This is a genomic window from Pseudomonas sp. IT-P218 (assembly GCF_949767605.1).
GTDB classification, from domain to species: domain Bacteria; phylum Pseudomonadota; class Gammaproteobacteria; order Pseudomonadales; family Pseudomonadaceae; genus Aquipseudomonas; species Aquipseudomonas putida_AE.
Genome location: NZ_CATKQQ010000033.1, coordinates 338468 through 364814 on the forward strand (window position 1 = coordinate 338468; position 26347 = coordinate 364814).

At 63.5% G+C, this 26347-nt stretch carries 22 protein-coding genes and 2 pseudogenes; 10 read left to right on the forward strand and 14 right to left on the reverse strand.

The window, feature by feature from the left end; translation table 11 throughout:
• Nucleotide 1 precedes the first annotated feature (1 nt).
• The 7 genes and pseudogenes from ACM6I6_RS19160 to ACM6I6_RS19190 all read left to right on the forward strand — a co-directional run.
• Complete coding sequence (locus tag ACM6I6_RS19160) at nucleotides 2–919, forward strand: ABC transporter permease (RefSeq protein WP_414920511.1); 918 nt, start codon at nucleotides 2–4, stop codon at nucleotides 917–919.
• Complete coding sequence (locus ACM6I6_RS19165; RefSeq protein WP_274075911.1) at nucleotides 916–1704, forward strand: ABC transporter permease; 789 nt, start codon at nucleotides 916–918, stop codon at nucleotides 1702–1704. Before ACM6I6_RS19160 ends, ACM6I6_RS19165 begins: the two co-directional genes overlap by 4 nt.
• 18 nt (nucleotides 1705–1722) lie before the next feature.
• A complete protein-coding gene (locus tag ACM6I6_RS19170; protein WP_323606393.1) occupies nucleotides 1723–2775 on the forward strand; it encodes an extracellular solute-binding protein in 1053 nt (350 codons plus the stop codon).
• A 132-nt stretch (nucleotides 2776–2907) separates the two neighbouring features.
• The gene (locus tag ACM6I6_RS19175) at nucleotides 2908–4104 is read left to right on the forward strand and encodes an amidohydrolase family protein (protein ID WP_414920512.1); all 1197 of its coding nucleotides are present in this window, start codon (nucleotides 2908–2910) and stop codon (nucleotides 4102–4104) included.
• Nucleotides 4101–5588: an amidohydrolase family protein gene (locus tag ACM6I6_RS19180; RefSeq protein ID WP_414920513.1), complete on the forward strand. Its 1488-nt coding sequence runs from the start codon at nucleotides 4101–4103 to the stop codon at nucleotides 5586–5588. The genes ACM6I6_RS19175 and ACM6I6_RS19180 overlap by 4 nt, the downstream gene beginning before the upstream one ends.
• Nucleotides 5589–5600: 12 nt before the next feature.
• Entirely contained in the window at nucleotides 5601–6263 is a 663-nt protein-coding gene (locus tag ACM6I6_RS19185) for a flavin reductase family protein (protein ID WP_414920514.1), read from the forward strand.
• Nucleotides 6264–6304: 41 nt separating this feature from the next.
• Nucleotides 6305–6394 (forward strand): annotated as a pseudogene (locus ACM6I6_RS19190) (outer membrane lipoprotein carrier protein LolA); the annotation flags it as partial.
• A 2-nt stretch (nucleotides 6395–6396) separates the two neighbouring features.
• On the opposite strand, the gene ACM6I6_RS19195 reads toward ACM6I6_RS19190, so the two are convergent.
• From ACM6I6_RS19195 to ACM6I6_RS19215, 5 genes and pseudogenes are all read right to left on the reverse strand, one after another.
• Nucleotides 6397–9495, reverse strand: coding sequence for an error-prone DNA polymerase (locus ACM6I6_RS19195; protein WP_414920515.1), 3099 nt, complete (start codon nucleotides 9493–9495; stop codon nucleotides 6397–6399).
• Nucleotides 9471–10886 carry a Y-family DNA polymerase gene (locus tag ACM6I6_RS19200; RefSeq protein WP_274075904.1) on the reverse strand — a complete coding sequence of 472 codons (1416 nt, stop codon included), beginning with the start codon at nucleotides 10884–10886 and terminating at the stop codon, nucleotides 9471–9473. Before ACM6I6_RS19200 ends, ACM6I6_RS19195 begins: the two co-directional genes overlap by 25 nt.
• Nucleotides 10887–10893: 7 nt before the next feature.
• Nucleotides 10894–11511 (reverse strand): translesion DNA synthesis-associated protein ImuA, encoded by a 618-nt coding sequence (gene imuA, locus ACM6I6_RS19205; RefSeq protein ID WP_323606398.1) that lies wholly within the window; start codon nucleotides 11509–11511, stop codon nucleotides 10894–10896.
• Nucleotides 11511–12128, reverse strand: a complete 618-nt coding sequence (gene lexA / locus ACM6I6_RS19210) for a transcriptional repressor LexA (RefSeq protein WP_274075902.1) — start codon at nucleotides 12126–12128, stop codon at nucleotides 11511–11513. The genes imuA and lexA overlap by 1 nt, the downstream gene beginning before the upstream one ends.
• 94 nt (nucleotides 12129–12222) lie before the next feature.
• A pseudogene (locus ACM6I6_RS19215) lies at nucleotides 12223–13134 on the reverse strand (LysR family transcriptional regulator); the annotation flags it as partial.
• Between the two features lie 103 nt (nucleotides 13135–13237).
• Here ACM6I6_RS19215 and ACM6I6_RS19220 point away from each other — a divergent pair.
• Entirely contained in the window at nucleotides 13238–14980 is a 1743-nt protein-coding gene (locus ACM6I6_RS19220; protein ID WP_274075900.1) for an amidohydrolase, read from the forward strand.
• Nucleotides 14981–15086: 106 nt separating this feature from the next.
• Nucleotides 15087–15824, forward strand: coding sequence for a TorF family putative porin (locus tag ACM6I6_RS19225; RefSeq protein WP_274075899.1), 738 nt, complete (start codon nucleotides 15087–15089; stop codon nucleotides 15822–15824).
• Between the two features lie 154 nt (nucleotides 15825–15978).
• Here ACM6I6_RS19225 and ACM6I6_RS19230 read toward each other — a convergent pair whose 3' ends face one another.
• The 9 genes from ACM6I6_RS19230 to ACM6I6_RS19270 form a co-directional block, all read right to left on the reverse strand.
• Entirely contained in the window at nucleotides 15979–16257 is a 279-nt protein-coding gene (locus ACM6I6_RS19230) for a DUF971 domain-containing protein (protein WP_408596743.1), read from the reverse strand.
• Nucleotides 16254–17216, reverse strand: a complete 963-nt coding sequence (locus tag ACM6I6_RS19235; RefSeq protein ID WP_414920516.1) for a HEAT repeat domain-containing protein — start codon at nucleotides 17214–17216, stop codon at nucleotides 16254–16256. The genes ACM6I6_RS19230 and ACM6I6_RS19235 overlap by 4 nt, the downstream gene beginning before the upstream one ends.
• Nucleotides 17213–18061, reverse strand: a complete 849-nt coding sequence (locus ACM6I6_RS19240) for an ABC transporter ATP-binding protein (RefSeq protein WP_414920517.1) — start codon at nucleotides 18059–18061, stop codon at nucleotides 17213–17215. The genes ACM6I6_RS19235 and ACM6I6_RS19240 overlap by 4 nt, the downstream gene beginning before the upstream one ends.
• Complete coding sequence (locus ACM6I6_RS19245; RefSeq protein ID WP_274075895.1) at nucleotides 18061–18843, reverse strand: ABC transporter permease; 783 nt, start codon at nucleotides 18841–18843, stop codon at nucleotides 18061–18063. Before ACM6I6_RS19245 ends, ACM6I6_RS19240 begins: the two co-directional genes overlap by 1 nt.
• Nucleotides 18844–18978: 135 nt before the next feature.
• A complete protein-coding gene (locus ACM6I6_RS19250) occupies nucleotides 18979–20385 on the reverse strand; it encodes an ABC transporter substrate-binding protein (protein WP_414920518.1) in 1407 nt (468 codons plus the stop codon).
• Nucleotides 20386–20622: 237 nt separating this feature from the next.
• Nucleotides 20623–20868, reverse strand: coding sequence for a ferredoxin family protein (locus ACM6I6_RS19255; RefSeq protein WP_008060065.1), 246 nt, complete (start codon nucleotides 20866–20868; stop codon nucleotides 20623–20625).
• A gap of 26 nt (nucleotides 20869–20894) precedes the next feature.
• Nucleotides 20895–22625, reverse strand: coding sequence for a fumarate reductase/succinate dehydrogenase flavoprotein subunit (locus ACM6I6_RS19260; protein ID WP_414920519.1), 1731 nt, complete (start codon nucleotides 22623–22625; stop codon nucleotides 20895–20897).
• Complete coding sequence (locus ACM6I6_RS19265; protein ID WP_323606406.1) at nucleotides 22622–23389, reverse strand: GntR family transcriptional regulator; 768 nt, start codon at nucleotides 23387–23389, stop codon at nucleotides 22622–22624. Before ACM6I6_RS19265 ends, ACM6I6_RS19260 begins: the two co-directional genes overlap by 4 nt.
• Before the next feature lie 179 nt (nucleotides 23390–23568).
• The gene (locus ACM6I6_RS19270) at nucleotides 23569–24456 is read right to left on the reverse strand and encodes a Dyp-type peroxidase (RefSeq protein WP_414920520.1); all 888 of its coding nucleotides are present in this window, start codon (nucleotides 24454–24456) and stop codon (nucleotides 23569–23571) included.
• 259 nt (nucleotides 24457–24715) lie between these two features.
• Here ACM6I6_RS19270 and ACM6I6_RS19275 point away from each other — a divergent pair, with 259 nt between their 5' ends.
• Nucleotides 24716–26341, forward strand: a complete 1626-nt coding sequence (locus ACM6I6_RS19275; protein ID WP_414920521.1) for an NADP-dependent glyceraldehyde-3-phosphate dehydrogenase — start codon at nucleotides 24716–24718, stop codon at nucleotides 26339–26341.
• Nucleotides 26342–26347: the final 6 nt, after the last annotated feature.

Below are 26347 nucleotides of genomic sequence, written 5' to 3' on the forward strand. Positions count from 1 at the left end.
GATGAGCGTCAGCAGCACTTCCCCAGCCCTCAACCGCGCGCTGTTGCTTAGCCCGGTGGTCCTGACCCTGCTGGCCCTGATCGCCATTCCGCTGGGCATCATGGGCTACATCAGTCTGTTGCCGCGCAACGTCTATGGCGGCGTCGACTGGCAGGCCGACTGGCAATTGCAAAGCTATGTGCAGCTGTTTTTCCAGGAAGGTTTCGACGGCGAACTGGAGCTGAACTGGGTCTACGCCCAGGCGCTGATCCGCTCGGTGTTCCAGGCCGGCGGCACCACGGTGCTGTGTTTCCTGTTCGGCTTTCCGGTGGCGCTGTGGATGTCGAGCCTGACTCCGCGGCGGCGCAACCTGATGGTGTTGCTGATCACCATTCCGTTCTGGACCAACCTGCTGATCCGCAACTACGCCTGGTTGATCATCCTGCGCGAACAGGGCTGGGTCGCCCAGAGCCTCAACGCGCTGTTTCCCCAGGCCGGCGGCATCACCCTGCTCTACAACGACTTCGCGGTCAGCGTCGGGCTGGTCTACAGCTTCCTGCCGTTCATGATTTTGCCGATCTACTCGACCCTGGAAAAACTCGACTGGCGCCTGGTGGAAGCTGCCTATGACCTGGGTGCCAATCGCTGGCATGCGCTGCGGCGGATCATTTTGCCGCTGTCGATGCCGGGGGTGATTGCCGGCTCATTGCTGGTGTTCGTGCCGAGCCTCGGCGCCTTCATCACCCCGGCGATTCTCGGCGGCGGCAAGACGCTGATGATCGGCAACCTGATCCAGCAACAGTTCGGCACCGCGCGTAACTGGCCACTGGGCAGTTCGCTGTCGTTCCTGCTGCTGGGGATTCTGCTGCTGTCTCTGGTGCTGTACGCCCTCTATAGCCGCAGCGCCGCCAAAACGCTTCGCCGAGGAGCCACCGCATGATCGCCCTGCACTTGAAAAAACTGCCGATGACCCGGGAAGTCAGCCTGCTGATCCTGGCCTACCTGTACCTGCCGATCTTCGTGCTGATCGCCTACAGCTTCAACGCCAACCGCTCGGCGACGGTGTGGACCGAGTTCTCCTTCGCCTGGTACGGGCGGATCCTGGCCAACCCGTCGATCCAGACCGCGGCGCTGAACTCGATCATCGTCGCCAGCATCGCCACGGTATGTGCCACGGCAATTGCGCTGCTTGCGGCACTGGCGACCTACCGGCCGTTCTATGGGCAGAAAATGGTCGAAGGCGGGATCAACCTGCCGCTGATCCTGCCGGAGATCGTCACCGCCGTCGCCACCCTGCTGCTGTTCATGGCGCTGGGAATCAAGCTCGGTTTGCTGACGGTGATCGTCGCGCACGTCGGCTTCTGCATTCCCTTCGCCTACCTGCCGATCCGCGCGCGGCTCAATGACCTGGACAAGAGCCTGCTGGAAGCGGCGAACGACCTGTACGCCAATCCGTGGCAGGTGTTCCGCCGGGTGACGCTGCCGCTGTTGTGGCCGGCGGTGCTGTCCGGGTCGGTGCTGGCGTTCGTGGTCAGCCTCGACGATTTCATCATGACCTTCTTCGTCGCCGGTCCCGGTTCGACCACGTTGCCGGTGTACATCTTCTCCGCGATCAAGGCCGGCGTGACGCCGGAGATCAACGCGATCTCGACCCTGATGCTGGTGATTTCCATCGTGCTGGTGGTGCTGGCCTTCTGGCTGGGACAGCGCGGCAAAAACCAATAATCCTGGAGCGCTTCAACCATGAAAACAAAAAGCATGTGCTTCGCTGTTGCCGGTCTGGCCCTGAGTTGCTTCACCGCGTTGAGTACACAGGCCGCTGAGCCCAAGGAACTGTTCTTCTACAACTGGACCGACTACTACCCGGTCGACCTGCTGGCCAAGTTCGAAAAGGAGACCGGGATCAAGGTCACCATGGACGGCTACGACAGCAACGAAACCCTGCTGGCCAAGTTGCAGGCCGGCGGCGCGGCGTACGACGTGATCGTGCCGTCGCAATCGATCATGCGCACCCTGATCAACCAGGACCTGCTACTGGAAATCGACGCCTCGGCCCTGCCCAACTTCCAGCACGTCAAGCCGGCGTTCCGCGACCCGAGCTTCGACCCCGGCCGCAAGTTCTCGGCGCCGTACCTGTGGGGCACCACAGGGTTCTCCTATGACAGCGCGCGGGTGCCGGGCGGCAAACTGGACGACTCGTGGAAAGAGTTCTTCGAGCCGCGCAAGGAACTGCAAGGCCAACTCGCCGCCCTCGACACCTCCAGCAGCGTGATCAACGCCGCCAGCCACTATCTGAATGTCGACGAATGCAGCGAAAACCCCCAGGACGCCAAGCGCATCCTGGAGCTGCTGCAAAAGCAGAAGCCCTTCCTGAAGATGTACAGCTCGGACAACACCGTCGATCGCATGGCCTCCGGTGAAGTGATCATGATGCAGAACTGGAACGGCTCCACGGCCCGGGCCACCTTGCAGAAGAGCACCATCAAGTACGTGTACCCGAAGGAAGGCCTGGCGATGTTCCAGGACAACTTCGCCGTACCGAAAAGCGCGCCGCACCCCGGCAACGCGAAGATCTTCATCGACTGGATGATGAAACCGGAAAACGCCGCGGCCGTGTCCAACGCTATCGCCTATGACAACGGCATCCAGAGCGACAAGCTGATCGACGCCAAGTGGCGAGTGATGGACGCCATCAACATGCCCGACGAATTCGCCTCGCGCCTGCGCCCGGAGAAGGAATGCAGCAACAAGGCGCGGGAGCTGCAGGACCGCATTTGGGCGAAGCTCAAGGGCTGATCCTGGACCAGTTCGCGGCCTTCGCTGGCAAGCCAGCTCCTACAGGTATTGTGTTTACGCCGACGTCCCCCTGTAGGAGCTGGCTTGCCAGCGAAGAGGCCCGCCTGAACAACACAGAATTGGAGGTATGAAATGACCCAACCCCGCTGGCTACGCAACGTGCGCCCCTACGGCTCAACCGCCGAAGACCTACTGATCGAAAACGGCCACTTCACCCAACGTCGCCCGGCCTCGAACACCGAGCTGCTGGCCACCGACATCGACGGCCAGAACCAGCTGCTGACCCCCGCCCTGGTGGAAAGCCACGTACACCTGGACAAGACCCTCTGGGGCCAACCCTGGCGCCCGAACAGCGCAGGTCCCACCCTCAAGGACTACATCGCCAACGAACGCCGAATCCTGCGGGAAGTCACCGCCCCCATCGCACATCGGGCCGGCGCCCTGCTGGAAAACTGCATTGCCCGCGGCTCGCTGACGATGCGTTGCCACGTCGACATCGACCCCGAATTCGGCCTGCGCCATGTCGAAGCCATGCAGCAACTGCGGGAAAAATACCGCGACCTGATCGACCTGCAACTGGTGGTGTTCCCGCAAACCGGCCTCATCAGCCGCCCCGGTACCGCCGAGCTGATGCGCGAAGCCATGGCCCTGGGCGTGGAGAACGTCGGGGGTCTTGATCCCTGCGGCATCGACAACGACCCCGTGGCGCAGCTCGACTTCGTGTTCAACCTGGCCAGCGAGTTTGAGCGTGGTGTCGATATCCACCTGCACGACAAGGGCGAGCTGGGCCTGTGGCAGATCGCGCTGATCGCCGACTACACCGAGCGCTTCGGGCTGCAAGGCCGGGTGATGATCAGCCATGCCTATTGCCTGGGCATGTTGCCCTGGAGCCAGGTCAAGCCTGTGGCCGAACGCCTGGCGGCGCTGGGTATTTCGCTGATGAGTTCGGCGCCGGCCGACTGCGCAGTGCCGCCGTTCCTGGCGTTGCGCGAGGCCGGTGTCAACGTCTGCCTGGGTTCCGACGGGGTTCGCGACGCCTGGTCGCCCATGGGCAACGGCGACATGCTGGAGCGGGCGATGCTGCTGGCGTTTCGTTTCGACTTGAACAAGGACGAAGAACTGGCGGCGGCGTTTGCGGCGGCGACGGACAATGGTGCTCGGGCGCTAGGCTGTGAAAACTATGGCCTGGAAATTGGTCGGCCAGCGGATTTCCTGTTGATGCCGGTTCAGACCCTGGGCGAAGCCGTGGTTTCGCGGCCGGTTCGCCAAGTGTATCGCGGTGGTCAACTGATCGCGTCTGGCGGTCGTCTGCTGGAAAGCCGCCGGTGAAACGCATCGGCTTGCGGGCCAGCTGCGTAGTCGGCTTCGACGGCGCGCAACATGTGCTGTGGCGCGACGGCGAAGTGGTGTTCGAAGGCGCGCGCATCCTGTTTGTCGGGCGAGATTACGCCGGGCCGGTGGATCAGTGGATCGACCATGGCAACGCGCTGATCGGCCCGGGTTTCATCGATCTGGATGCGCTGGGCGATCTCGATTCCACGGTGCTGACCCTGGACAACGGCGACGAGCGCGCCATGGGCCGGATGTGGTCGGCGCAGTATCTGGCGCGCGGCCCACGGGAAAGCTACAGCGCCGAAGAAGAAGTCTTCAAATACCGCTACGCCTTCACCCAATTGATCCGCAACGGCATCACCACGGCCATGCCGATCACCTCGATGTACTACCGCGAGTGGGCCGAAACCTACGACGAGTTTGCCGCGGTGGCCGGGGTGGCGGCCGAGCTGGGGCTGCGCACTTACCTTGGCCCCTGCTACATGAGCGGCATGAGCTACTGGCAGGCAGACGGCACGCTGGCCCATCACTGGCAGGAAGCCCGGGGCATGGCCGGGCTCGAGACGGCCGAGCGGTTTTTCCGGAATTTCGATGGCGCTCATGGCGGCCTGATTCGCGGCGCGCTGCTGCCGGATCGCATCCAGACCTGCACGCCGGCGCTGTTGCAACGCACCGCGGCACTGAGCCGCGAACTCAACGCGCCGATGCGTTTGCACTGCTGCCAGGGGCTCGGCGAGGTGGCGATGGTTGAACAGCTGCGCGGTTTTTCGCCGCTGGCTTGGCTGGAGGATCTGCACCTGCTGACCCCGCGCAGCCTGTTGCCCCATGGCATCTACACCCGGGGCGATGATGATCTGCAACGGCTGGTCGATGGCGGCGCCAGCCTGGTGCATTGCCCGGTGGTGTTCGCCCGGGATGGTGAGGCGCTGAATTCCTTTGGTCGCTATCGCGCCAAGGGCATCAACTTCGCCCTGGGTACCGACACCTGGCCGGCGGACCTGCTGGACAACATGCGCCAGGGCTTGAACATCGCGCGCTTGATGGAAGGCGGCAATGCACTGACCAGCACCCTGGATCTGTACAACGCCGCCACACTCGGCGGCGCCAAGGCCCTGGGACGCGACGATCTCGGGCGCCTGGCACCGGGGGCCAAGGCCGACATCACCGTGTTCAACCTGCGTGGCCTGCACCTGGGGCCACTGTTCGACCCACTGAAAAACCTGGTTTTGGCCGGGCGCGGTGACGATTGCATCGCCAGCTACATCGACGGTCGCTGCGTGATGCAGGACCGTCAGGTGCAGGGCGTCGACTACCCCGCCCTGCAGCGCCAGGCCCAACGGCAATTCGAAAAACTGATGCGCAGCCACAGCGACCGAGCCTTCGGCCAACCGGACTGGAATACCCTGTTCCAGCCGGCTATCCCGTTCGCCGACGACTACAGCGCACAGGCGCCGCTCTGCGCCATCGATCCACTCCTTTAGAGAATCCTGCCTATGCAAAGCTTCGATTTCAGCACGCTGAGTGCGCGAGACAAATACAAGATCCTGATCGGCAGCGTGGTGCCACGGCCGATTGCCCTGGTCACCACCGTCGACGCTGAAGGCCGCGTCAATGCTGCGCCGTTCAGCTTCTTCAACGCGCTGTCTGCCGATCCGCCGATCCTGGCGCTGGGCGTGGAAAACTACGGCGACCAGAGTCCCAAGGACACCACGCGCAACATCCAGCTCAACCAGGAGTTCACCGTGAACATCGTCAGCGATGCCCTGGTGGAAGCCATGAACGTCTGCGCCGTGCCCTTCGCTCCGGGTTTCGACGAGCTGACCGCCGCCGGCCTCACCGCCATCCCCGGCACCACGGTCAGATGCCCACGCATCGGCGAAGCGCCGGTGGCCCTGGAATGCCGGCGGATGATGGCGCTGTCCATCGGCCAGTCGCGGGAGATCATCCTTGGTGAAGTGTTGATGGCCCATGTGCGCGATGAGCTGATCGACCCGAAGACCCTGTACATCGATCAACTGGGGCTTGATGCGATCGGGCGGATGGGTGGGCATGGGTATGCGCGCACGCGCGACTACTTCGACCTGCCAACCCGTTCTTTGCAGGCGTGGACGGACGCACCAGGTGGTGGCGAACGCTTCTGGCCCTCCACCAAATAACCAGACACACCCCAAAACCTGTAGGAGCGAGCTTGCTCGCGATGGTCGTCAACGATAACGCTGATAACCTGACAGCCCGCGGCGCTCTCAGGTCCATCGCGAGCAAGCTCGCTCCTACAGGGGGTTGCGTGTGTCAGTGGAAGTCGCGGCTGCGCACGGTGATGCCGTCCAGTAACGGGCTCAGATCGCTCAAGCGCCCGGCTATCAAATGCCGCACATCCCCCTCCTTCTCCCAGCGCCCATCGACCTTGAGCAGCTGCGACCCCACCAACACCTGGCGCTGGCGCTCGGCCAGGTCGCGCCAGACCACCACGTTGACGTTGCCGAACTCGTCTTCCAGGGTGACGAAGGTCACACCGCTGGCGGTGCTCGGCCGTTGGCGACCGGTCACCAGCCCGGCGACGCTGACCGGTCGCCCGTGCTCAACCTCCAGCAACTCCCTGGAACTGCGGCAGCGACGGGCTTTCAATTCGCCGCGCAACAAGGCCAACGGATGCGGCCCGAGGGTGGTGCCCAGGCTGTTGTAATCGGCCAGCAGGTCCTCACCCACCGTGGGTCTGGGCAACGCCACCGCGTCCTCCTCCTGACGGGGCAGGCCGGCAAACAGACCGAGCTGTTTTTCCACCCCCGCCACTTCCCAGCGCGCCCGATGCCGGTCGCCGGCCAGCCCGCGCAATGCACCGGCATCGGCCAGTTGTTCCTGGGCGCGGGCATCCAGGCGGGCCCGTTCGCCCAGGTCGGCGATGTCGGCAAACGCGCCCTTGGACCGCGCCGCCTCGATGCCCCGGGCATCGTCCTCGCGAAAGCCCTTGATCATGCGTAACCCCATGCGAATCGCCGGCTGCGCGCCGGCAATCGGCTCCAGGCTGCAATCCCAGTCGCTGGCCCGCACGTCCACCGGGCGGATCTGCAAATGGTGGCGACGCGCGTCCTGCAGAATCTGGTCCGGGCTGTAGAAGCCCATGGGCCAACTGTTGATCAGGGCACAGGCGAAAGCCGCCGGTTCGTGGCATTTCAACCAGCAACTGGCGTAGGTCAGCAAGGCAAAACTGGCGGCGTGGGATTCGGGAAAACCGTAGCTGCCAAAGCCCTTGATCTGCTCGAAGATCTGCGCGGCGAAGTCGGCGCTGTAGCCTTTTTTCTTCATCCCGGCGGCCAGGCGTTCCTTGTGTGGTTCCAGTCCGCCATGGCGTTTCCAGGCGGCCATGGAGCGGCGCAACTGATCGGCTTCGCCGGGGCTGTAGTCGGCGGCGACGATGGCGATCTGCATCACCTGTTCCTGGAACAGCGGCACGCCCAAGGTGCGTTTCAACACCTCGCGCAATTCTTCGGAGGGATAGCTTTCCAGCTCTTCCTTGTTTCGTCGGCGCAGGTACGGGTGCACCATGCCGCCCTGGATCGGCCCGGGCCGCACGATGGCCACCTCGATCACCAGGTCATAGAACTCGCGCGGCTTGAGCCGGGGCAGCATCGACATCTGCGCCCGGGACTCGATCTGGAACACGCCGATGGTGTCGGCGCGGCCAATCATGTCGTAGGTCAGCGAGTCCTCGGAGGGGATGGTCGCCAGGCTCAAGTCGAGGTTGCGATGACGCCGCAGCAAATCGAGACAACGCCGAATAGCACTGAGCATGCCCAGCGCGAGGATATCCACCTTGAGCAGGCCGACCGCATCGAGATCGTCCTTGTCCCACTGGATGATGGTGCGCTCGGCCATGGCGGCGTTTTCCACCGGCACCAGGTGGTCCAGCGGCTGCTCGGAAATCACGAAGCCGCCAGGGTGCTGGGACAGGTGCCGGGGGAAACCGATCAACTGCTGGGTCAAACTCAACACCCGGCGCAGCACCGGGCTCTCGGGATCGAAACCGCCTTCACGCAGGCGCTCCACGGGCGGTGTTTCATCACTCCAGTGTCCACAGCAATCGGCCAGGGCATTGATCTGGTCCGGCGGCAGCCCCAAGGCCTTGGCCACATCGCGTACGGCGCCGGCCGCGTGGTAAGTGCTGACCACGGCGGTCAAGGCCGCGCGGGTGCGGCCATAACGCTGGAATACGTACTGCAGGACTTCTTCGCGGCGCTCGTGCTCGAAGTCCACATCGATATCCGGGGGCTCGTCGCGTTCCTTGGAAAGAAAGCGTTCAAACAGCATGTTCATGCGGTCGGGGTCGATCTCCGTGATGCCCAAGGCGAAACACACCGCCGAGTTGGCCGCCGAGCCCCGGCCCTGACAGAGGATTTTTTCGCGCCGGGCGAAGGCGACGATGTCCTGGACGGTGAGGAAATAACTCTCGTAACCGAGCTCGGCGATCAGCCCCAGTTCCTTGTCGATCAGCCCGCGCACCTTATCGCTCGCCCCCTGGGGCCAGCGCTCGCGAATGCCGCGCTCGGTCAATTCCCTCAGCCAGGACGCGGCGTTGTGTCCATCCGGCACCAGCTCCCGCGGATACTGATAACGCAGCTGGCCAAGATCAAAGGTACAGCGCCGGGCAATGTTCAGGGTTTCGTCGAGCAAGGCAGGCGGATAGAGCTCGCGCAGCACATCGAGGCCGCGCAGGTGCCGCTCGCCGTTGGGGTGCAGGCGCAGCCCGGCATCGGCCACCGGCAGGTGATGGCGGATCGCGGTCATGGTGTCCTGCAGGGCCCGGCGTCCGCGCGCGTGCATGTGCACATCGCCGCTGGCCACCGCAGGTATCCGCAGTTCCCTGGCCAACGCCAGTAGATCGCGCAGGCGCCGGCTATCGTCCTGGCCGCGATGCAGCTGGACCGCCAGCCACAGGCGCTCGGCGAAGACCTGCTGCAACCACTGGCCTTGTTCAACGTCATCGACCGCGTCCGGCACCCACAGCGCCAACAGCCCTGGCAAGGGTTCGTCGAAGTCTTCGCGCAGCACTTGATACTGGCCTTTCTGTGTACGGCGTCGGGCGCGGGTGATCAGCCGGCACAGGGTCTGGTAACCCTCGAGATTCTCCACCAGCAACACCAGTTTCGGGCCATTTTCGATGCGCACTTCACTGCCGATGATCAGTGGCAACTCCACCGACTTCGCCGCCTGCCAGGCACGGACGATACCGGCCAGGGTACATTCGTCGGTGATCGCCAGGGCCTGGTAGCCCTGTTTTTTCGCCCGCTGGAACAGCTCGAGGGCACTGGAGGCACCGCGCTGGAAACTGAAGTTCGACAGGCAGTGCAGCTCGGCATATCCGGCGTTCATGCGAACCAGCCCTGCAGCCACAACGGACCACCCTCGCCCACCGCGCGATAAGCCCAACCCTGCTGGCCGGCGCGGGTTTCGATCAGGTAGTAATCGCGGCGCACATCATCGCCGTCCCACCAACCGGACTCGATGCGCTCCGGCCCCATGAGGATGCGCGCCGAGCCTTCGTGCACCGCCAGCGGCTCGGTCAGCAGCCAGCCCGGCCGCTGCACGGTCGGCAAGCCCGTACAGGGCTGGTTGTCTGCACTGGCCTGCCACGCGCACTCGGGGCGGTGATCGGCCTGGAAGCCCAGGCCGTGCACGGCATCATCCCCCAGCCGCGCGCGCAGGCGCTCGCGCAGTTGCGCCCAGGGCAAGGTCTGCTGCGGGCGATCGTCGAACAGCTCCTGAAACTGCGGAACGAAGCTCGGCAAGTCTTCGGCGCGCAGGCGAAAACCACGTACCGGGGCCTCGACCTGGACTTGCTCCAGTCGCCCCCGGGCCAGTTCGAACAGCATGGCCGGATCGCGCTCGGCGCTGAGCAGGCCGACCTTGATCAGCGTGTCTGGCAGCCCGGCGTGTTCCAGATGCAGGTCGAAACGCTGCACGCCGCTGTCCCGACCGCAGAGGAACGCCGACAGGTCACCGGTCAATCGGCGCAATGGAAACAGCAAGGCCTGATGGGACTGCACATCGAAATTGAGCTCGATGCGCACATCAAAACGGTCCGGCGGCAGGTAGAACGTCAGCGCCAACCGCCGTGTGCCCAGCAAGGCATCCAGGTGCTTGAGCACCTCGGCCTCGAAACGCCGGGCCAGGCTGTGCCGGGGCAACGCCTGCACTTGGCTCAAGGTGCGCAGGCCCATGCGCGACAACGCCGTGGCCACGCTGGCTTGCAACCCGATACGGTCGACGGGCAATTGCCCGAGGTGATGCTGCAAGGCTTGCTCGTCCGGCACCACCAGGCCGTCATGGGCGTTGGCCAGCATCCGCGCCGCCACCGGGTTGGGCGCGGCGACGATGCGGTGACGAAACCCCAGCTCGCCGAGTTCTGCCCGCAAACGCGCCTCGAATGGCGCCCAGCCGCCAAACAAACCCAGGCTGGACTCGATTTCGAACACCAGCGCCCGTGGGTAATGCACGCTGACCTGGGAGCTGAAGCGATAGGCCCAGGCGGCGAGAAATTGCTGCCAGTGTTCGATGGCGGCGACGTCGTACTCGGCGGTGGCAAAACCCTTGCTCAAGGCCTGGGCGGCGCTCATGGACTGGCCGGGACGCAAGCCCAGGGCCCGTGCCGGACCATTGACCGCCTGCAACACCCGACGCTGGGCCGGGCCGGTCAACAGCGCCAGCGGTTCGTCGGGGTCGGCGCGCTGACGCAGTACCGCGTCCAGCGCCAATTGCGGGAACAGAATACACACCCAGCGCATGGCAACCTCAATGCCCCACGGCGAAGGCAATCGGCGCCGAACGGGCCAAGCCGCCCCGGCACTTGAGCACCCGCAACTGTGCCGGCCTGGCATCGATGGCGATGCGCAGGGCCGCTGGCGACGGGTTGATCGCTTCACTGAGCGAGCGATAGGCGAAGGCCAGGGTCGAGCCGGTTTCCGCGGCCACCTGCAAGCGGCGCAAGGCGCGGTCATCGGCCTTGTGCGGCCAGCACAGCACCGCGCCGCAACTGCCCGAACGCAGGCACTGTTCCGCCGCCCACAACGCATCGCGCTCGCTGGCCTGGATGATCGACAATTGGCGCAGATCGACCCCGGCGCTCTGCCAGGCCTGGGGATACGGCACATACGGCGGCGCCACCAGGACGATGCGTTCGCCCGCCGCCGACAGCCGCGCCAGCGCCGGCCACACCAGTTGCAATTCGCCCACACCCTGCCCGGCCAGGAGGATTTCCGTCAGGGCCGCCTCCGGCCAGCCGCCCGTGGGCAACGCCGCATCCAGCGCGGCATGCCCGGTGGGTTGCGGGCTGACGGCCGGCGGCGCAGGCCGGCCTCGCCAGACCTGGCCGCCATTGAACAGCGTATCCAGCGCAACGACGGCACCCATCAGCCTTGCCTCACCAGGCCGCAGAACACCCCTTCGATGGCCAGGTCTCGATCACTTTCGACGATGATCGGCTGATAGGCCGGGTTGCGCGGCAACAGGCGAACCCGGTCGCCGACCCGTTCGAAGCGCTTGATGGTGACTTCGCCGTCGAGGCGCGCCACGACGATCTGGCCGTTCAGCGCCTCGGGGCTGCGGTGCACGCCCACCAGGTCGCCGTCGAGAATGCCATCCTCGATCATCGAGTCGCCGCGCACCCGCAGCAGGTAGTCCGGCACCCGGGAGAACATCGACGGATCGAACAGCAAGCGACTATGGACCTCGGCATCGGCACCGATCGGCGCACCGGCCGCCACCCGGCCGAGTACCGGGATGTCCAGCAGCTCAGGGCGCGGCGGCTGCCCGAGCAGGCGAATGCCCCGGGCCTGATGCGGGTTGACCTCGATAAACCCGGCTTCGGTCAGCGCCAGCACATGTTTGCGCGCCACGCTGCGGGAGGCGAAACCGAACGCCTCGCTGATTTCAGCGAGGCTCGGGGACTGACCGTGCTCGGCGATACGTTCGCGGATAAAGGTCAGGATGGCGGTACGGCGGGGAGTCAGGGTCGTCATGGAGTACATTTGTACTCCTGTGGGAATTATCTGACAAGCACCTGTGTGTAGGAGCTGACGAGTGAAACGAGGCAGCTCCTACAGGGGGAATCACGGGTACGCCCAAACCACGGGATGCCAGGAAACCTGCGATGTAATCGATGAACGCCAGCACCTTGGCCGTGGCCCGTCGATGGCTGGGGTACACCGCCAGGATGTGCGGGCCGAAGCTGTCCGGGTCTATGTCGTAGTCGGCCATCAACCGCACCAGCCGGCCATCGGCGATGTACGGCGCCGCGCTCCACAAGGGCGTATGCAGCAGGCCGCGTCCGGCCAGGGCATTGGCTAGCAGCAGGTCGTAGTTGTCGCTGCGCAGGCGCGGTGCCTGAGGCTGCGGCAGGCTCAGGCGCTGGCCGTCGCGCTCGACCCACCAGAATTCGCGACTGAGCAACGGATGCCAATACAGCAACCAGTCATGCTCGTCGAGGGTTTGCGGGGTGACCGCCTGCCCCTTGCGTTCGAGGTATTGCGGGCTCGCGCACAGCGCCAGGCAATTGCTGCCGACCACGCGCGCGATCAACCCCGGCAAGTCGTCGTGCCCTTCGCGCAAGGCCAGGTCATGGCCGCTCTCCAGCAGATTGACGAAGTCGTCGCACAGGTCCACCTGCAGGTTGATCTGCGGATACTGGTCAAGAAAACCGCCACATACCTGATCGAGAAAGGCCTGCCCATAGGCCAGCGGCGCGGTGATTTTCAGGCTGCCGCGCAAACCATGCTGCAGCTGCTCGATTTCCTCGCCGGCCTCGTCCAGTCGCTGCAACACCTGGCGCGCAGTTTCAAGGTAGAGCCGCCCGGATTCCGTAAGCAGGATCCGCCGGGTGCTGCGTTCGAACAAACGCGCGCCGAGTTCCGCCTCCAGGTGGTTGACCGCTTTGGTCAGCGCCGACGGGGTTTTGCCCAATTGCTCGGCGGCGCGGCTGAAGCTGCCCAGTTGCGCCGTGACCACGAACATTTTCAGTGCACCCAGCTTGTCCATACTTTTTCCATTCAGGCAAAAACGTTTTTCGTGAGTGAGGCGTTCTGCCAAGCGCGGCAAGCCACTAATCTGGCCATCAGACGCAATAACAAGGAAACATTCAATGAAAAGATTCATCCCGAATCTGTTGATGGTGGCAGTCAGTTTTGCCTCGTTGGAAGCCATGGCGGCGACCGACCTGGTGCTGTTCAACGGCAAGATCTTCACCGCCGACCGTAACCAGCCCAAGGTCCAGGCGCTGGCGGTACAGGATGGCAAGGTGTTGCAAGTGGGCAGCGATGCCCAGATCAAGGCCCTGATCGAGTCGGGCACCCAAGTCATCGACCTGGGCGGCAAGACCCTGATGCCCGGCCTGATCGACAGCCACTCCCACGCGATTTTCGGGGGCCTGGAAATGGTCTCGGCCAACATGGCAGACGAGGTCGTCGAACTCGACGAACTGGAAAAACGCCTGCGCGCCTGGCGTGACGACGGCAAGGCCAAGCATGGCGATGTCCTGAGCGTGGCCGGCATGAGTTCGGCTTACTGGGCCCAGGCCGAAGCGCTGGGCAAAAAATTCAACAGCGGCGAATGGGCCGACGTCGGCGTGGTATTCACCGGCAGCGACCACCACACGGCCTGGGCCAACAACGTGATGCTCAAGCGCGGCGGCATCGATGCCGCGCTGCTCAAAACCCTGCCAGACGCCGAGAAAGACACCATCGGCAAACTCGCCGACGGCAGCCCCAACGGCTTCCTGGTGGACGCCGGGTGGGACCGGGTGGCCTCGAAAATGCCATCGCCGAGTGCCGCCGACATGTTGAAAGCGGCGCAAACCGCCGTGAGTTACAACAACAGCCTCGGCATCACCGCCTGGATGGACCCCGCCGCCAACGCTGCGCCCGGCGAGCCGGTTTTCGCCCTCAAGCCCACGGAGAAAACCGTCGGCGTGCTGCCGGTGTACAAGGCCCTGTCAGAAAGTGGCGGCATGACCGCCCACGTCGCCGCGCTGCTGGTGGCCAACGGCAAGAGCGTTCCGGCCGATCTCGACACCCTCGACAAGGTCCGTCAGCAATTCCAGGGCATTCCCAACCTTACGCTGCCCGGCATCAAGATCTTCGCCGATGGCGTGATCGAGTACCCGGCACAGAGCGCAGCGATGATCGACCCCTATACCAACTCGCACAAACCGGGCGAACTGCTGATCGATCCGAAGCACTTCGGTGAGCTGGTCAGCGCCATCGATCAGCGCGGCTGGCTGGTGCACATCCACGCCATCGGCGACCGTGCGGTGCGCGAATCGCTGAACGGCATTGCCCAGGCGCGCAAGGACCGGCAGAGCGGCGTGCCCCACTCCATCACGCACTTGCAGATCGTCAACCCGAAAGAGTTCGCCCGCTTCAAACCCCTCGACGTCATCGCCTCGATGCAACTGCTCTGGGCCAGCGCCGACGACTACACCACGGACATGATCAAGCCGTACGTCAGTGCCCAGGCGTTCCGTTACCAGTACCCGGCGCACTCGCTGCTCACACAGGGCGCGACCCTTTCCGGGGCCAGCGACTGGCCGGTGTCCACGCCGAACCCGTTCAACGCCATGGCCCAGGCCATGACCCGGGTCGGTCCATTGGGCGTGCTCAACGCCGAGGAGCGCATCGACCGCGAAACCATGCTCTATGCCTACACCCTCAACGCCGCCCGCACCATTGGCCTGGACAAACAGATCGGCTCGCTGAGCGCCGGCAAACAGGCCGACTTCATCGTGGTCGACCGCGATGTATTCAGCGTCGACGAAAAAGCCCTGCACGACACCCAGGTGCTGCAGACCTGGTTCGCCGGCCGGCAAGTCTACGCGGCAACCCTCTAACAAAAACCGCCCCCCCCTGCCCGACCTCGTGTTTTACGACACGAGGCCCGGCGCAGCCTTGCTTGAAATCTGCCCATAACAATCACAATAGCGGGACGTACCCCCCATGAAAGCTTTCACCCTGTTCGCCCTCGGTTCCTTGAGTTTGCTGCCCTTGTGCAGCCAGGCCGTGCCCTTGAACGATGATTTCTCCTTGCTGCTGGACGTGACCCTGGCCAGCGACTACCGCACCCGCGGCATCTCGCAAACCCAGAACGACCCCGCCTTGCAGGCCGGTGCCACCCTGCAACACAGCAGCGGCCTGTACCTGGGCGCATGGACGTCCAACGTCGATTTTGGCTACGGCCTGAAGACCCGGCAGGAAGTCGATTACTACGCCGGTTGGTTCTGGGAGGCCACAGACGCCATCAACCTCGACCTGGGTTATCTCAAGTATTCATATCCGAAAGAGAGCCAGTTCAATCAGAGCGAGGTCTACGGGATTCTCAGCGTCTATGGGGTGAAACTCGGCGCCTATTATTCCGACGATGCACCGGGCATCGACAGCGAGCAGAACTCGCTCTACAGCTATGTCGGCTACGAGACCGAATTGCCCTACGACACCGGCCTGAAACTGCGCTACGGCTTGATGGACTTCAAGGACCCGCACCTGTATTCGAGCTCGGGTGAAGCCGAGGATTCCTACCGTGAATGGGAGGTCAAGCTGACCCACGAACTGGCGGGTGTGATGCTGGGCCTGAGCTATATCGACACCGATTTGTCCAAGAGCCAGTGCACCAGCAACTGGGGCTTCGACGACGTGTGCAGCGCGACGGTGGTGGCAAGCATCAGCAAATCCTTCTGAATGCCCACTCTGTATTTGGCCTTTGAATCTTGTGCTGAATTTGAGATTGCCTTCGCTGGCAAGCCAGCTCCTACAGGGACCCAGGTGACCACATTATTGGTGGCAACACCGATAAATTGTAGGAGCTGGCTTGCCAGCGAAAGCGGCATTCCATTCACCGACCAAGCCCGGCGAGGTAAGCCCACGGGTAGATCCCGCGTTCGTGGCCATCACTGAATACCAACTGCAACCCATACCCCTGGGCATTCACCTCGACCAGCCGAACACGGTCGTCCACTAGCGGCGTCATCCCCCGCAATCGAAACGCCCGGCACTGCGAACACGGGCACTGCCGGCGCAACTCTGCGTGATTGAGCAACTGCTCGCGGCCATCCGGCCAGTTCAAGCGCAGTTGTTGTTTGCTTTGGGAATTACCCACCGCCACCGGGTTCATTGCAGCTGACTCAGGGCAATGCGTACCGCCTTGCGCACTTCCGGATCGCCATCGTCCTGCGCCGCCTGCAACGGCGCGATGGCGCCTTTATCGTTCAACTCACCAAGGGCCAGGGCGGCTTCCTTGCGCAGGTTGCTGATGCGGTGGCCAAGGGTGTCGATCAGCGCGTCTAAAGCCTGGGCGTAACGCAAACGACCCAGGCTGCGGGTCGCGCGCAGGCGCACTTGCCAGTAATCGTCGCTCAAGGCTTGGACCAATGCCGGGCCGGCGTCAGCGTGCCCAACCTTGCCCAGGGTGGTGGCGGCTTCCTCGCGCACTTGCCAGGCCTGGTCCTGCAAGGCCTGGCGCAGGGCCGGCAGCACCTGCGCGTCGGACGCCAGGCCGAGGGCGCCGGTGGCGGCGCGGCGCACTTCGGTGTCCGGGTCGGCGCTGGCCAGGCGCGCCAGGGCCGGCAAGGCGTCGAGCTGTTTGAGCCAGCCCAGCACACCCACCGCTTCACGGCGGACATTGGCGTCCTGATCGCCCAACGCCAACAGCGCCGCCGAAGCCGCCTGTGGATAGCGCAATTCGCGCAAGGCCCTGAACGCGGCGATGCGCACGCCGATGTCGGCATGCCCGGTCCACGGCAGGATCACCCGGCCCGCCGCTTCGCTCTTGAGCAGGCTGAGGCTTTGCGCGGCAGCAGTTTGCACCGCGACGGATGAGTCGGTCAGCGCCTGGCACAGCGCCTCGACCACCGGTTCATCTTCCCAGGCCTCCAGCAAGCGTGCGGCTTCGGCACGGACCTCTTCGGCCGGGTCCTCAGCCAGTCGATTGACCAGCCACAGCAAGCCGTCCGGCTCTTCCAGGTCGGCCAGTTCGATCAATGCAATGCGGCGCACGCCGGCATCGTCATCGGTCAGTCGCGGTTGCAGGGCGAGAATGTCGTCGTTGTCGGTTACATCGAATAGTGAGGTCATAGGGCAAATCGCGGCAGTTTGTTTTCAGGGGGCAGTCCGAGAGGGTTCAGGCGCGGTAATTGCCGACCATCTTCGTGACGCAATAATTCGAGGCAGTGTCGCTTCAAGCGGGAAAACTCATGGCTGGTCACCAGTTCGCTCGTGCGTGGCCGGGGGAAATCCAGGCGCAAGTCTTCGATGATCCGCCCGGGACGCGAACTCATGACGAGCAGGCGGTCAGCGAGGAACAGCGCTTCGTCGATGTCATGGGTGACAAAGACCACGGTGGTGCGGATGCGCGTCCAGATGTCCAGCAACAGCTCCTGCATGTTCAGGCGGGTCAGGGCATCGAGGGCGCCAAAGGGCTCGTCCATGAGCAACAGCCGTGGCCGATTGACCAGCACCCGGGCGATTTCCACCCGCTGCTGCATGCCACCGGAGAGCTGATCCGGCCAGCACTCGGCGAAGTCTTGCAGGCCCACCAGGGCGAGGATTTCGTCGGCGGCCCGGTGCCGTTCTGATTTGCCGACACCGCGCATTTTCAGGCCGAAAGCCACGTTGTCGCGCACGGTTCGCCAGGGGAACAGCGTGTGATGCTGGAACACCATGCCGCGTTGCGGCGACGGTCCCGAGACTTTTGCACCGTCGACATTCAGGGTCCCGGTGTACGTTGTCAGATGCCCGGCCAGTGCGCCGAGCAAGGTGGACTTGCCGCAACCGGACGGCCCGAGGATGCACACGAACTGCCCCGGTTCGATCAGACAGTCCAGGCCCTGCACGGCTTCGAATGCTGCACTGCCCTCGCCCAGGCTGATCGACAAAGCGCGGATATCGATACGCCCTTCAGGCTGTTGAAAAACGCTCATCAGGCTTTTCCTCGTGGTCGGTGCCAGGGCGTGAACACGCCGCCCAGGCGTTTGATCAGCAGGCTGCTGCCCATCCCGAGTACGCCGATCAGCAGCATGCCGACCACGATGTCGGGGTAGTTCTGGATGGTGTAGGACTCCCAGGTGTAATAACCGATGCCGTATTGGCCGGAGATCATCTCGGCCGTCACCAGGCAGAACCACGAGGTGCCCATGCCGATGGCCAGGCCGGTGATGATGCTCGGTGCGGCACCCGGCAGGATCACTTCCAGCAACATCGCCCGGCGCCCTGCCCCGAGGCTTTTCGCCGAGGCGATCAGCCGTGGGTCGACACCTTCGACGCCGTGCACGGTATTGAGCAGGATCGGGAACAATGCGCCGGTAAAGGTGATGAAGACCATCGACAGCTCGGACGAGGGAAACATCAGGATCGCCAGGGGAATCCAGGCCACGGCGGGGATTGGGCGCAGTACTTCCAGGGGTGGCAGCAACAAGTCTTCGGCCCACTTCGAGCGGCCGATGGCCAGGCCCAGGGCGACGCCGATGACCAGGGCAGCGAGGTAGCCAGCGAACACGCGGCTGAGGCTGCTGCCCAGGTGCCGGGCGAGCTTGCCGGAGTCACCGAGGCCCAGCGCCGCTTCAATAACGGCCAAGGGGGTCGGGACGTTGGTGAAGGTCACCAGGCCAAGGTTCCAGTGTTGGCTGGCGGCGACGTGCCAGAACAGCAGGCAGAGCAGCAAGGATGCTGCCCTCGGAATCCAGCGTAAAAATGATCCGTACACAATATTCCCTCTCACCGGGAAACCTGTAGGAGCTGGCTTGCCAGCGATTGCGGTGTGTCAGTCAACATTGATGTTGGCTGGTCGGGCGCCTTCGCTGGCAAGCCAGCTCCTAAAGGGTTTTCGGTGTTCTGGTGGTTAGCGGACCGCCACGGCCTGGGTAGTGGCGTCGGTGAAATCGAACACCTTGCCGCCCTGTGCCGTGGCGAATTGTTGGGCCTGGCCTTTGAGCAGGAATGCACTCAAACGCCCCTTGGCATCACTGGCAAACCACGCCTGGTCCGCCAGCAACTTGATCCCGCTGTCAGCGGCCTGGGCATACACCGCGCGGATGTTCTTGCCTTCCTGCTTCAGCGCAGCCAACGCGGTGAACGCCGCTTGCGCCGAAGCGTACTGACGGACTTTCGGCTCGCCGCGCACCCAGATCTCGGCCACATGGCTGAAATCGGTGATGGCTTCACCGCTGGAGGCATCGACAGCTTTAAGCGGCGTCTGCTGGTAGTTCGCAAGCTGCGCGTTGTAGTCCAGGTTTGAGGCCTTGAACGCGGCGCGGATGTACTGGTCGTCGATAAAGGTATTCAGGTCGAGCCCGCGATCGGCTTTCTTCAACAACTTAAGGGTGTCGATAGCGGTACCGACGGCCTGGCGGTATTCAGGTTTCCAGGTGAGGTCGCGGGTCTGTACGCCGAGGGGGCCGTGGAACAGGTAGTTGACCTCGGCGTCGACCCCGGTGACCTTGGCGATCAGTTCGCTGTACTTCTCAGGCTCGGCGGCGAGTAGCTGATTGGCTTCGAGGCTGGCGCGCAGGTAGGCGACGACGACTTCCGGGTATTTCTTCGCATACGCCTGGTCGACCAGCGCCCCGTGGAAGGTCGGCGCGCCGGCCTGGGAACCGTCGTAGATCTTGCGCGCGAACCCGCGGCTCGGGAACAGTTCGGCGAACGGCACGAAGTCGGCATGGGCGTCGATCTTGCCGGCCTGCAACGCGGAACCGGCGACTTCCGGCGGCTGGGCGATGATGTTCACGTCCTTGAGCGGGTCCCAGCCCTGGGCCGCCACCGCGCGCAGCAACATGCCGTGGGCGGTCGAGGCGAACGGCACGGAGATGGTCTTGCCCTTGAGCTCGGCCAGCGACTGCACACCCGAGGCGCTCGGCACCACGATGCCGTTGCCACTGCCCTGGGTGCTTCCCGACAGCACGCTGATGAACAGGCTGTGCTTGCCGGCGGTTTCAAACGCCACGCCGTTGAATGAACCAGGGAAGTCGGCCATGGCGCCAAAGTCGAGCTTGCCGGCGACCATCTCGTTGGTTAGCGGCGCGCCACTGGTGAAGTTCTTCCACTCGATGTCGTACTGGGCGTCTTTGTACTGGCCGTCGTGGGGCAGGTATTTGTCCAGCAGGCCCAGCTCGCGAATCAACAGGCCGCCGGCGGCGCAGTTGATGGTGGTGTCCTGGGTGCCGATGGCAATGCGGATGGTTTCGGCCTGGGCCGACAAGGTGAATGAAGCCAGTACCAGACCGGCAATCGCTGCACGTAAGAGCATGAGTGTTTCCCCTCGAATCATTTATAGGATGTTCGTCTCCGCCACGATCAGGGCGTGGTGGGAAACGAGGGGTGTCTTGAAGCAAGCGTCCGGGGGTGGCCGGATGGCGTTTTGATTTGTCTGTACGCGATCCCCTGTGGGAGCGGGCTTGCTCGCGAAAGCGTCCTTTTCAGTCAATGGAGATGCCAGCCATGCCGGCGTCTTCGCGAGCAAGCCCGCTCCCACATTGATTGTGTTTCAACGCAGCAAATAAGGGATATCGACTTTCACCGCCCCCGTCGGGCAGTCCTTTTCACAGGGCATGCAGTACCAGCATTCATCAAAGGCCATGTAGGCCTTTTGCGTGGCCGGGTTGATCGCCAGCAGGTCCATCGGGCAGACGTCGACGCACACGGTGCAGCCTTTGTGGGCGATGCACAGGTCCTCATCGACAGTGACCGGCGCGTTGGAGCGAAAGAATATTTCCTGGGGTTGGTAGGCCATTTCACGGTCTCTCTCTAGTGTCATGCTCAAGCCGCATCGGCACCGACCCGCAACCGGTCGTAGGCCTGCATTTCATCGGCGTCCAGCGGGATGATGTAAGGCTCGACGGCTTTCTTGAAACTCCTCATCAGGCCGTCTTCCCCCTTCTTCAGGTGGCAGTGGCAGAACCATTCGCTGTCGTTGCGCTGCGGATGATCGACCCGGTAGTGGTAAAGCCCCCAGCGACTTTCGGCGCGGAACAGCGAAGCGCGGGCGGCCATTTCGGCGCAGTCGCGGATCATGCTGACTTCCATGGCACGCATCAGCTCATGGGCGTTATGGGCCTTGATCTGATCGAGGTCGCGCTGGATGTCGCTGAAGCGTTGCAGGCCGATCTGCATCTTTTTCGTCACTTTCGGCGGCTGCAGGTAGTCGTTGACGAAGCGGCGCAGCTTGTACTCGACCTGGGCCGGTGGCAGGCCGTGTTCGCGATCAAGGGGCGCATAGACCCGCTGTTTCTCGATTTCGATCTGCTCGGCATCCAGCGCTGAAAACTCGCGGCCGGCGACGAAGTCCGCCGCATTGTTGCCGGCAAACCAGCCATAGGTGAACGCACCGAGCATGTAGTTGTGCGGCACCGCGGCCATGTCACCCGCCGAATACAGGCCCTTGACCGACGTCTCGGCCTTCTCGTTGACCCACACCCCCGACGCCGAATGCCCGCTGCAAAAGCCGATTTCGGAGATGTGCATCTCGACCATCTGCGTGCGGTAATCGGTGCCGCGATTGGCGTGGAACTGACCGCGGCTCGGCCGTTCGTTGCTGTGCAGGATCTCTTCGATGTTCTGGATGGTTTCCTCGGCCAGGTGATCGAGCTTGAGGAACACCGGGCCGTTGCCGCTTTCCAGTTCCTGGTGGAACTCCCACATCATCTGCCCGCTCCAGTAGTCGCACTCGATGAAGCGCTCGCCCTTGTTGTTGGCGGTGTAGCCGCCCAGAGGACCCGTAACATAGGCGCAGGCCGGGCCGTTGTAGTCCTTGATCAGCGGGTTGATCTGGTAGCATTCCAGGTTCGCCAGTTCCGCCCCGGCGTGATAGGCCATGGCGTAACCGTCGCCGGCATTGGTCGGGTTTTCGTAGGTGCCCATCAGGTACCCCGAGGCCGGCAGGCCCAGGCGCCCGGCGGCACCGCAGGCGAGGATCACCGCCTTGGCCTTGATCACATGGAAGTCGGCGGTGCGGCAATCGAACCCCATCACGCCGTTGACCGCCCCCTCGCTGTCAGTCAGCAAGCGGGTGCAGACCAGGCGGTTGGTGATGCTCACCCGTGCCCGCTTCAACTGCCGGTAGAGCACTTTCTTGATGTCATGCCCTTCCGGCATCGGCAGCACGTAGGCGCCCATGTGGTGGACCTTCTTCACCGCGTAGTCGCCGGTCTCGTCCTTCTCGAACTTCACGCCCCAGCGGTCCAGTTGCTCGATGGTCTCGAAACTGTGGGTGGCGTAGGCATACACCGCGGCCTGATTGACGATGCCGTCGTTGGCGATGGTGATTTCCTTGGTGTACTGCTCCGGTGTCGAGTGGCCGGGAATGATCGCGTTGTTCAGGCCGTCCATGCCCATGCTGATCGCGCCGCTGCGCTTGACGTTGGCCTTGTCGATCAACAACACCCGCAGATCGCGGTTGCGCTCCTTGGCCTTGATCGCCGCCATGGGCCCCGCGGTGCCGCCGCCGATCACGACGATGTCGTATTCCTGTTCCAGTGTCGTTCGGGTCATGCCTGATCCCCTTTTTGCCGGTCGATCCGCAGGCGGTACTGGAAGGCATCGCCACGGTAGTAAAGGTGTTCGAAGTCCACTGGGCGGCCTTGGGCGTCGTGGGTCAGGCGCTCGATGCGCATGATCGGCGAGCCGGCCTCGACGTTCAGCGCCTGGGTCAGGTCGCTGTCGGCCAGCACCGCGTCGATGGCGAGGTCAGCGTGACCCAGGGCCAGGCCGCAGTCGTTTTCCAGGATCAGGAAGATGTCGCGGGTGACCAGGTCAGCCTTCTCCAGGCGTTCGCCAAGGGCTTTGGGCAGGTAGGTGATTTCCAGCGAAATCGGCTCGCGGTTGATCAGCCGTACCCGCTTGATCTGCGCCACGGTCTCGCCTTCGGCGACCTGCAAGCGTTCGGCGACCAGCTTGTCGGCGGCGATGAATTTGAAGCTGCGCAGGCGGTTGATCACCTCATAACCGCGACCGGTCATGGACTCGGCCAGGCCTTGCAAGGTGCTGACGTTCTGGAAGGTTTTCGGCTTGGCGACGAAGGTGCCCTTGCCGTGGATCTTGAAGATCAGCCCTTCCTTCTGCAGATCGCCGAGGGCCTGGCGCACCGTGATGCGGCTGACCTTGAACAGCGTGCCGAGCTCGCTTTCGGAAGGCATCTGGCTGTCCTGCGGGTATTCACCGTCGAGGATGCGCGCACGGAGGATGTCGCGCAGCTGGGTGTGCAGCGGGACACTGCTGTGTGAAAGAGGGCTGAGGGATAGAACGTTATCGGTCATGAGGATCACTTGTCATAACGAGTTATGACGTGATCTTATGGTTCTAAGTACGGGGATGAGAAATACCGTTTGAGCATAAGGTTAGATTCACTGTAGGAGCTGGCTTGCCAGCGAAAGCGGTATGCCTGACTCACCGCATCGCCCTATTCGCCGGCAAGCCGGCTCCTACAGATAATGTCTCAGCCGATGCGCAGCGCGCGCAGGTCGAGATGACCATCCTTCAACGGCGGGCACCAGTAATAGCCGCCGGTGATCGGACGGCTGATGCGGTACAAGCCATCGGTAATACCGTCCTCCAGCCCACTCATGCGTCGCAGCTGAACCTCGAAGGCATCAAGGGAAAAACCGAAGGCCAGGAACATCAGCCCGGCGCGGTCGCCTTCGATCCACGGCATCGAGCGGCGAACCACGAACGCTTCAGGGGCAAAACTCTCCTGGGCGGTGCGTTTGACGTGGGCAGAGATCGGTGCGTCGTCGAGTTCTTCGTTATCGCTCAGGCGACGGCCCATGATGTCATCCGTCTCATGGGACGGCATCGCGCGAAAACCCTTGAGGTCATGCTGCCACTGCTGGAGCGCGGCAAAACTGCCGCCCACCGTGCCCTCGACGCCCGCCCCCACCAGCGCGGCGGCCGCGGCGGCTTCGTCACGGGGGTTTTCGGTGCCGTCTTCGTAGCCGGTCAGGTCATGGCCGTCACGGTGGCGGAAACCCTCGGTGACTTGCACCAGACGCAGGGCCGGCGCCAAGGCCGCCTCGAAGGCGTGGCTGCGGTTGAGCAGTTCGCCACGGTCGGTACCGTGCAACCAGCACCACAGCGCCTGTTGCGTCGACGGGTTATCGACACCGACACCGGCCAGCGCCGGAAACGGCCGCAAGCCTTCGATATGCCCGTCGAGGGCCTTGACCAGGGACTCACCGAAACCGACCACCGCCGATTTGCCGTCCACCAGTTGCATCAGCTTGTCCAGCGCAGCCGGCAGTGCAGCCACCGATTCCAGGGCGAAAAACATATGACGAGCGAGAGGCGGAACAGGGGTGGCGAGGATGCCCGGCTGGTAGTGACTCATGTGAACTCCTTATGAAAGAGCGCGAAGTTTAACCTCGACACCCGCCATTGTGTGCTCCCAGGTCAAAAGATCGCGTTTCACCCAACGCCGTTTGCGGTCTACGCTTGAAGCACAACAACCACAGCTTCACCCCTCTATTCTGCCCATCAGCGCTCGATTGCAGCTAAAAAACCGCATCAACAAGGCGTATAACCCTTGAACCGGATTCTTCAACGGCTAGCCATAAGCGCACGGCTGACACTACACACGGGGTAGCGACATGACCACAGCACAGATCCTTGGCAACCTGTTTCCCGATGCCGCCAGCATCCCGGAAAAATACCGTCTCGACGGCCCGACCGAACAACGTGAGTACCTGGTCGACGGCGTCCTCAAGACCTGGCCAGGTCCCCTCGCCCAGGTTCGCAGCCCGGTGTACCTCGCCGGACCCGACGGCGATGAACAAGTCATCCTCGGCAGCACGCCGCTGCTGGATGCCGCCACCGCCCTGACCGCCCTCGATGCCGCGGTGCGCGCCTATGATCGCGGCCAGGGTTTGTGGCCGACCATGCGCGTGGCCGAGCGCATCCAGCACGTCGAAACCTTCCTCGGCCACATGCGCGAACAGCGCGACGCGGTGGTCAAGTTGCTGATGTGGGAAATCGGCAAGAACCTCAAGGACTCGGAGAAGGAATTCGACCGCACCTGCGACTACATCGTCGACACCATCAACGCCCTCAAGGAACTCGACCGTCGCTCCAGCCGCTTCGAGCTGGAACAGGACACCCTCGGCCAGATCCGCCGCGTACCGCTGGGCGTGGCGCTGTGCATGGGGCCCTACAACTATCCGCTGAACGAAACCTTCACCACGCTGATCCCGGCGCTGATCATGGGCAACACCGTGGTGTTCAAGCCGGCCAAGCTTGGCGTGCTGCTGATTCGCCCATTGCTCGAGGCCTTCCGCGACAGCTTCCCGGCCGGGGTGATCAACGTGATCTACGGCAGCGGGCGCGAGACGGTCAGTGCGCTGATGGCCAGCGGCAACATCGACATCTTTGCCTTCATCGGCACCAACAAGGCCGCCAGCGACCTGAAGAAACTGCATCCAAGGCCCCATCGCCTGCGTGCGGCGCTGGGGCTCGATGCGAAGAACCCCGGTATCGTCCTGCCGGAGGTGGACCTGGACAACGCGGTCAACGAAGCCGTCACCGGCGCCCTGTCCTTCAACGGCCAGCGTTGCACCGCGTTGAAGATTCTGTTTGTCCATGAAGACGTAGTCGATGCCTTCATCGAGAAATTCAACGCCAAGCTCGCCACGCTCAAGCCCGGCATGCCCTGGGACAGCGGCGTGGCCCTGACGCCGCTGCCGGAGTCATCCAAGGTCGATTACCTGCACTCACTGGTGGCCGACGCCGAAAGCAAGGGCGCCAAAGTGGTGAACCCCCATGGCGGCGAGACCCGCGCGTCGTTCTTCTACCCTGCCGTGCTGTACCCGGTGACGCCGCAGATGCGGGTCTACCAGGAAGAGCAATTCGGCCCGGTGGTGCCGATCGTGCCCTATCGCCATCTGGACACGGTGATCGATTACGTCCTCGAATCGGACTTCGGCCAGCAACTGAGCATCTTCGGCACCAACCCGGTGGCGGTCGGCCGACTGGTCGATACCTTCGCCAACCAGGTCGGGCGCATCAACCTCAACGCCCAATGTCAGCGCGGCCCGGACACCTACCCGTTCAACGGCCGGAAAAATTCCGCCGAGGGCACCTTGTCGGTCCATGACGCCCTAAGGGTGTTTTCGATCCGCACGCTGGTGGCGACCAAGTTCCAGGAGACCAACAAGGATCTCATCAGCGAGATCATCAGCGGCCGCAGTTCCAGCTTCCTGACCACTGATTACATCTTCTGAGGAGAG

What these genes read in the sequence shown, in the direction of transcription:
- ACM6I6_RS19160 (WP_414920511.1), top strand. Translation starts at nt 2, where the DNA reads ATGAGCGTCAGCAGCACTTCCCCAGCCCTCAACCGCGCGCTGTTGCTT.
- ACM6I6_RS19165 (WP_274075911.1), top strand. Translation starts at nt 916, where the DNA reads ATGATCGCCCTGCACTTGAAAAAACTGCCGATGACCCGGGAAGTCAGC.
- ACM6I6_RS19170 (WP_323606393.1), top strand. Translation starts at nt 1,723, where the DNA reads ATGAAAACAAAAAGCATGTGCTTCGCTGTTGCCGGTCTGGCCCTGAGT.
- ACM6I6_RS19175 (WP_414920512.1), top strand. Translation starts at nt 2,908, where the DNA reads ATGACCCAACCCCGCTGGCTACGCAACGTGCGCCCCTACGGCTCAACC.
- ACM6I6_RS19185 (WP_414920514.1), top strand. Translation starts at nt 5,601, where the DNA reads ATGCAAAGCTTCGATTTCAGCACGCTGAGTGCGCGAGACAAATACAAG.
- ACM6I6_RS19200 (WP_274075904.1), bottom strand. Translation starts at nt 10,886, where the DNA reads ATGCGCTGGGTGTGTATTCTGTTCCCGCAATTGGCGCTGGACGCGGTA.
- imuA (WP_323606398.1), bottom strand. Translation starts at nt 11,511, where the DNA reads ATGGGTGCCGTCGTTGCGCTGGATACGCTGTTCAATGGCGGCCAGGTC.
- lexA (WP_274075902.1), bottom strand. Translation starts at nt 12,128, where the DNA reads ATGTACTCCATGACGACCCTGACTCCCCGCCGTACCGCCATCCTGACC.
- ACM6I6_RS19220 (WP_274075900.1), top strand. Translation starts at nt 13,238, where the DNA reads ATGAAAAGATTCATCCCGAATCTGTTGATGGTGGCAGTCAGTTTTGCC.
- ACM6I6_RS19225 (WP_274075899.1), top strand. Translation starts at nt 15,087, where the DNA reads ATGAAAGCTTTCACCCTGTTCGCCCTCGGTTCCTTGAGTTTGCTGCCC.
- ACM6I6_RS19230 (WP_408596743.1), bottom strand. Translation starts at nt 16,257, where the DNA reads ATGAACCCGGTGGCGGTGGGTAATTCCCAAAGCAAACAACAACTGCGC.
- ACM6I6_RS19235 (WP_414920516.1), bottom strand. Translation starts at nt 17,216, where the DNA reads ATGACCTCACTATTCGATGTAACCGACAACGACGACATTCTCGCCCTG.
- ACM6I6_RS19240 (WP_414920517.1), bottom strand. Translation starts at nt 18,061, where the DNA reads ATGAGCGTTTTTCAACAGCCTGAAGGGCGTATCGATATCCGCGCTTTG.
- ACM6I6_RS19250 (WP_414920518.1), bottom strand. Translation starts at nt 20,385, where the DNA reads ATGCTCTTACGTGCAGCGATTGCCGGTCTGGTACTGGCTTCATTCACC.
- ACM6I6_RS19255 (WP_008060065.1), bottom strand. Translation starts at nt 20,868, where the DNA reads ATGGCCTACCAACCCCAGGAAATATTCTTTCGCTCCAACGCGCCGGTC.
- ACM6I6_RS19260 (WP_414920519.1), bottom strand. Translation starts at nt 22,625, where the DNA reads ATGACCCGAACGACACTGGAACAGGAATACGACATCGTCGTGATCGGC.
- ACM6I6_RS19265 (WP_323606406.1), bottom strand. Translation starts at nt 23,389, where the DNA reads ATGACCGATAACGTTCTATCCCTCAGCCCTCTTTCACACAGCAGTGTC.
- ACM6I6_RS19270 (WP_414920520.1), bottom strand. Translation starts at nt 24,456, where the DNA reads ATGAGTCACTACCAGCCGGGCATCCTCGCCACCCCTGTTCCGCCTCTC.
- ACM6I6_RS19275 (WP_414920521.1), top strand. Translation starts at nt 24,716, where the DNA reads ATGACCACAGCACAGATCCTTGGCAACCTGTTTCCCGATGCCGCCAGC.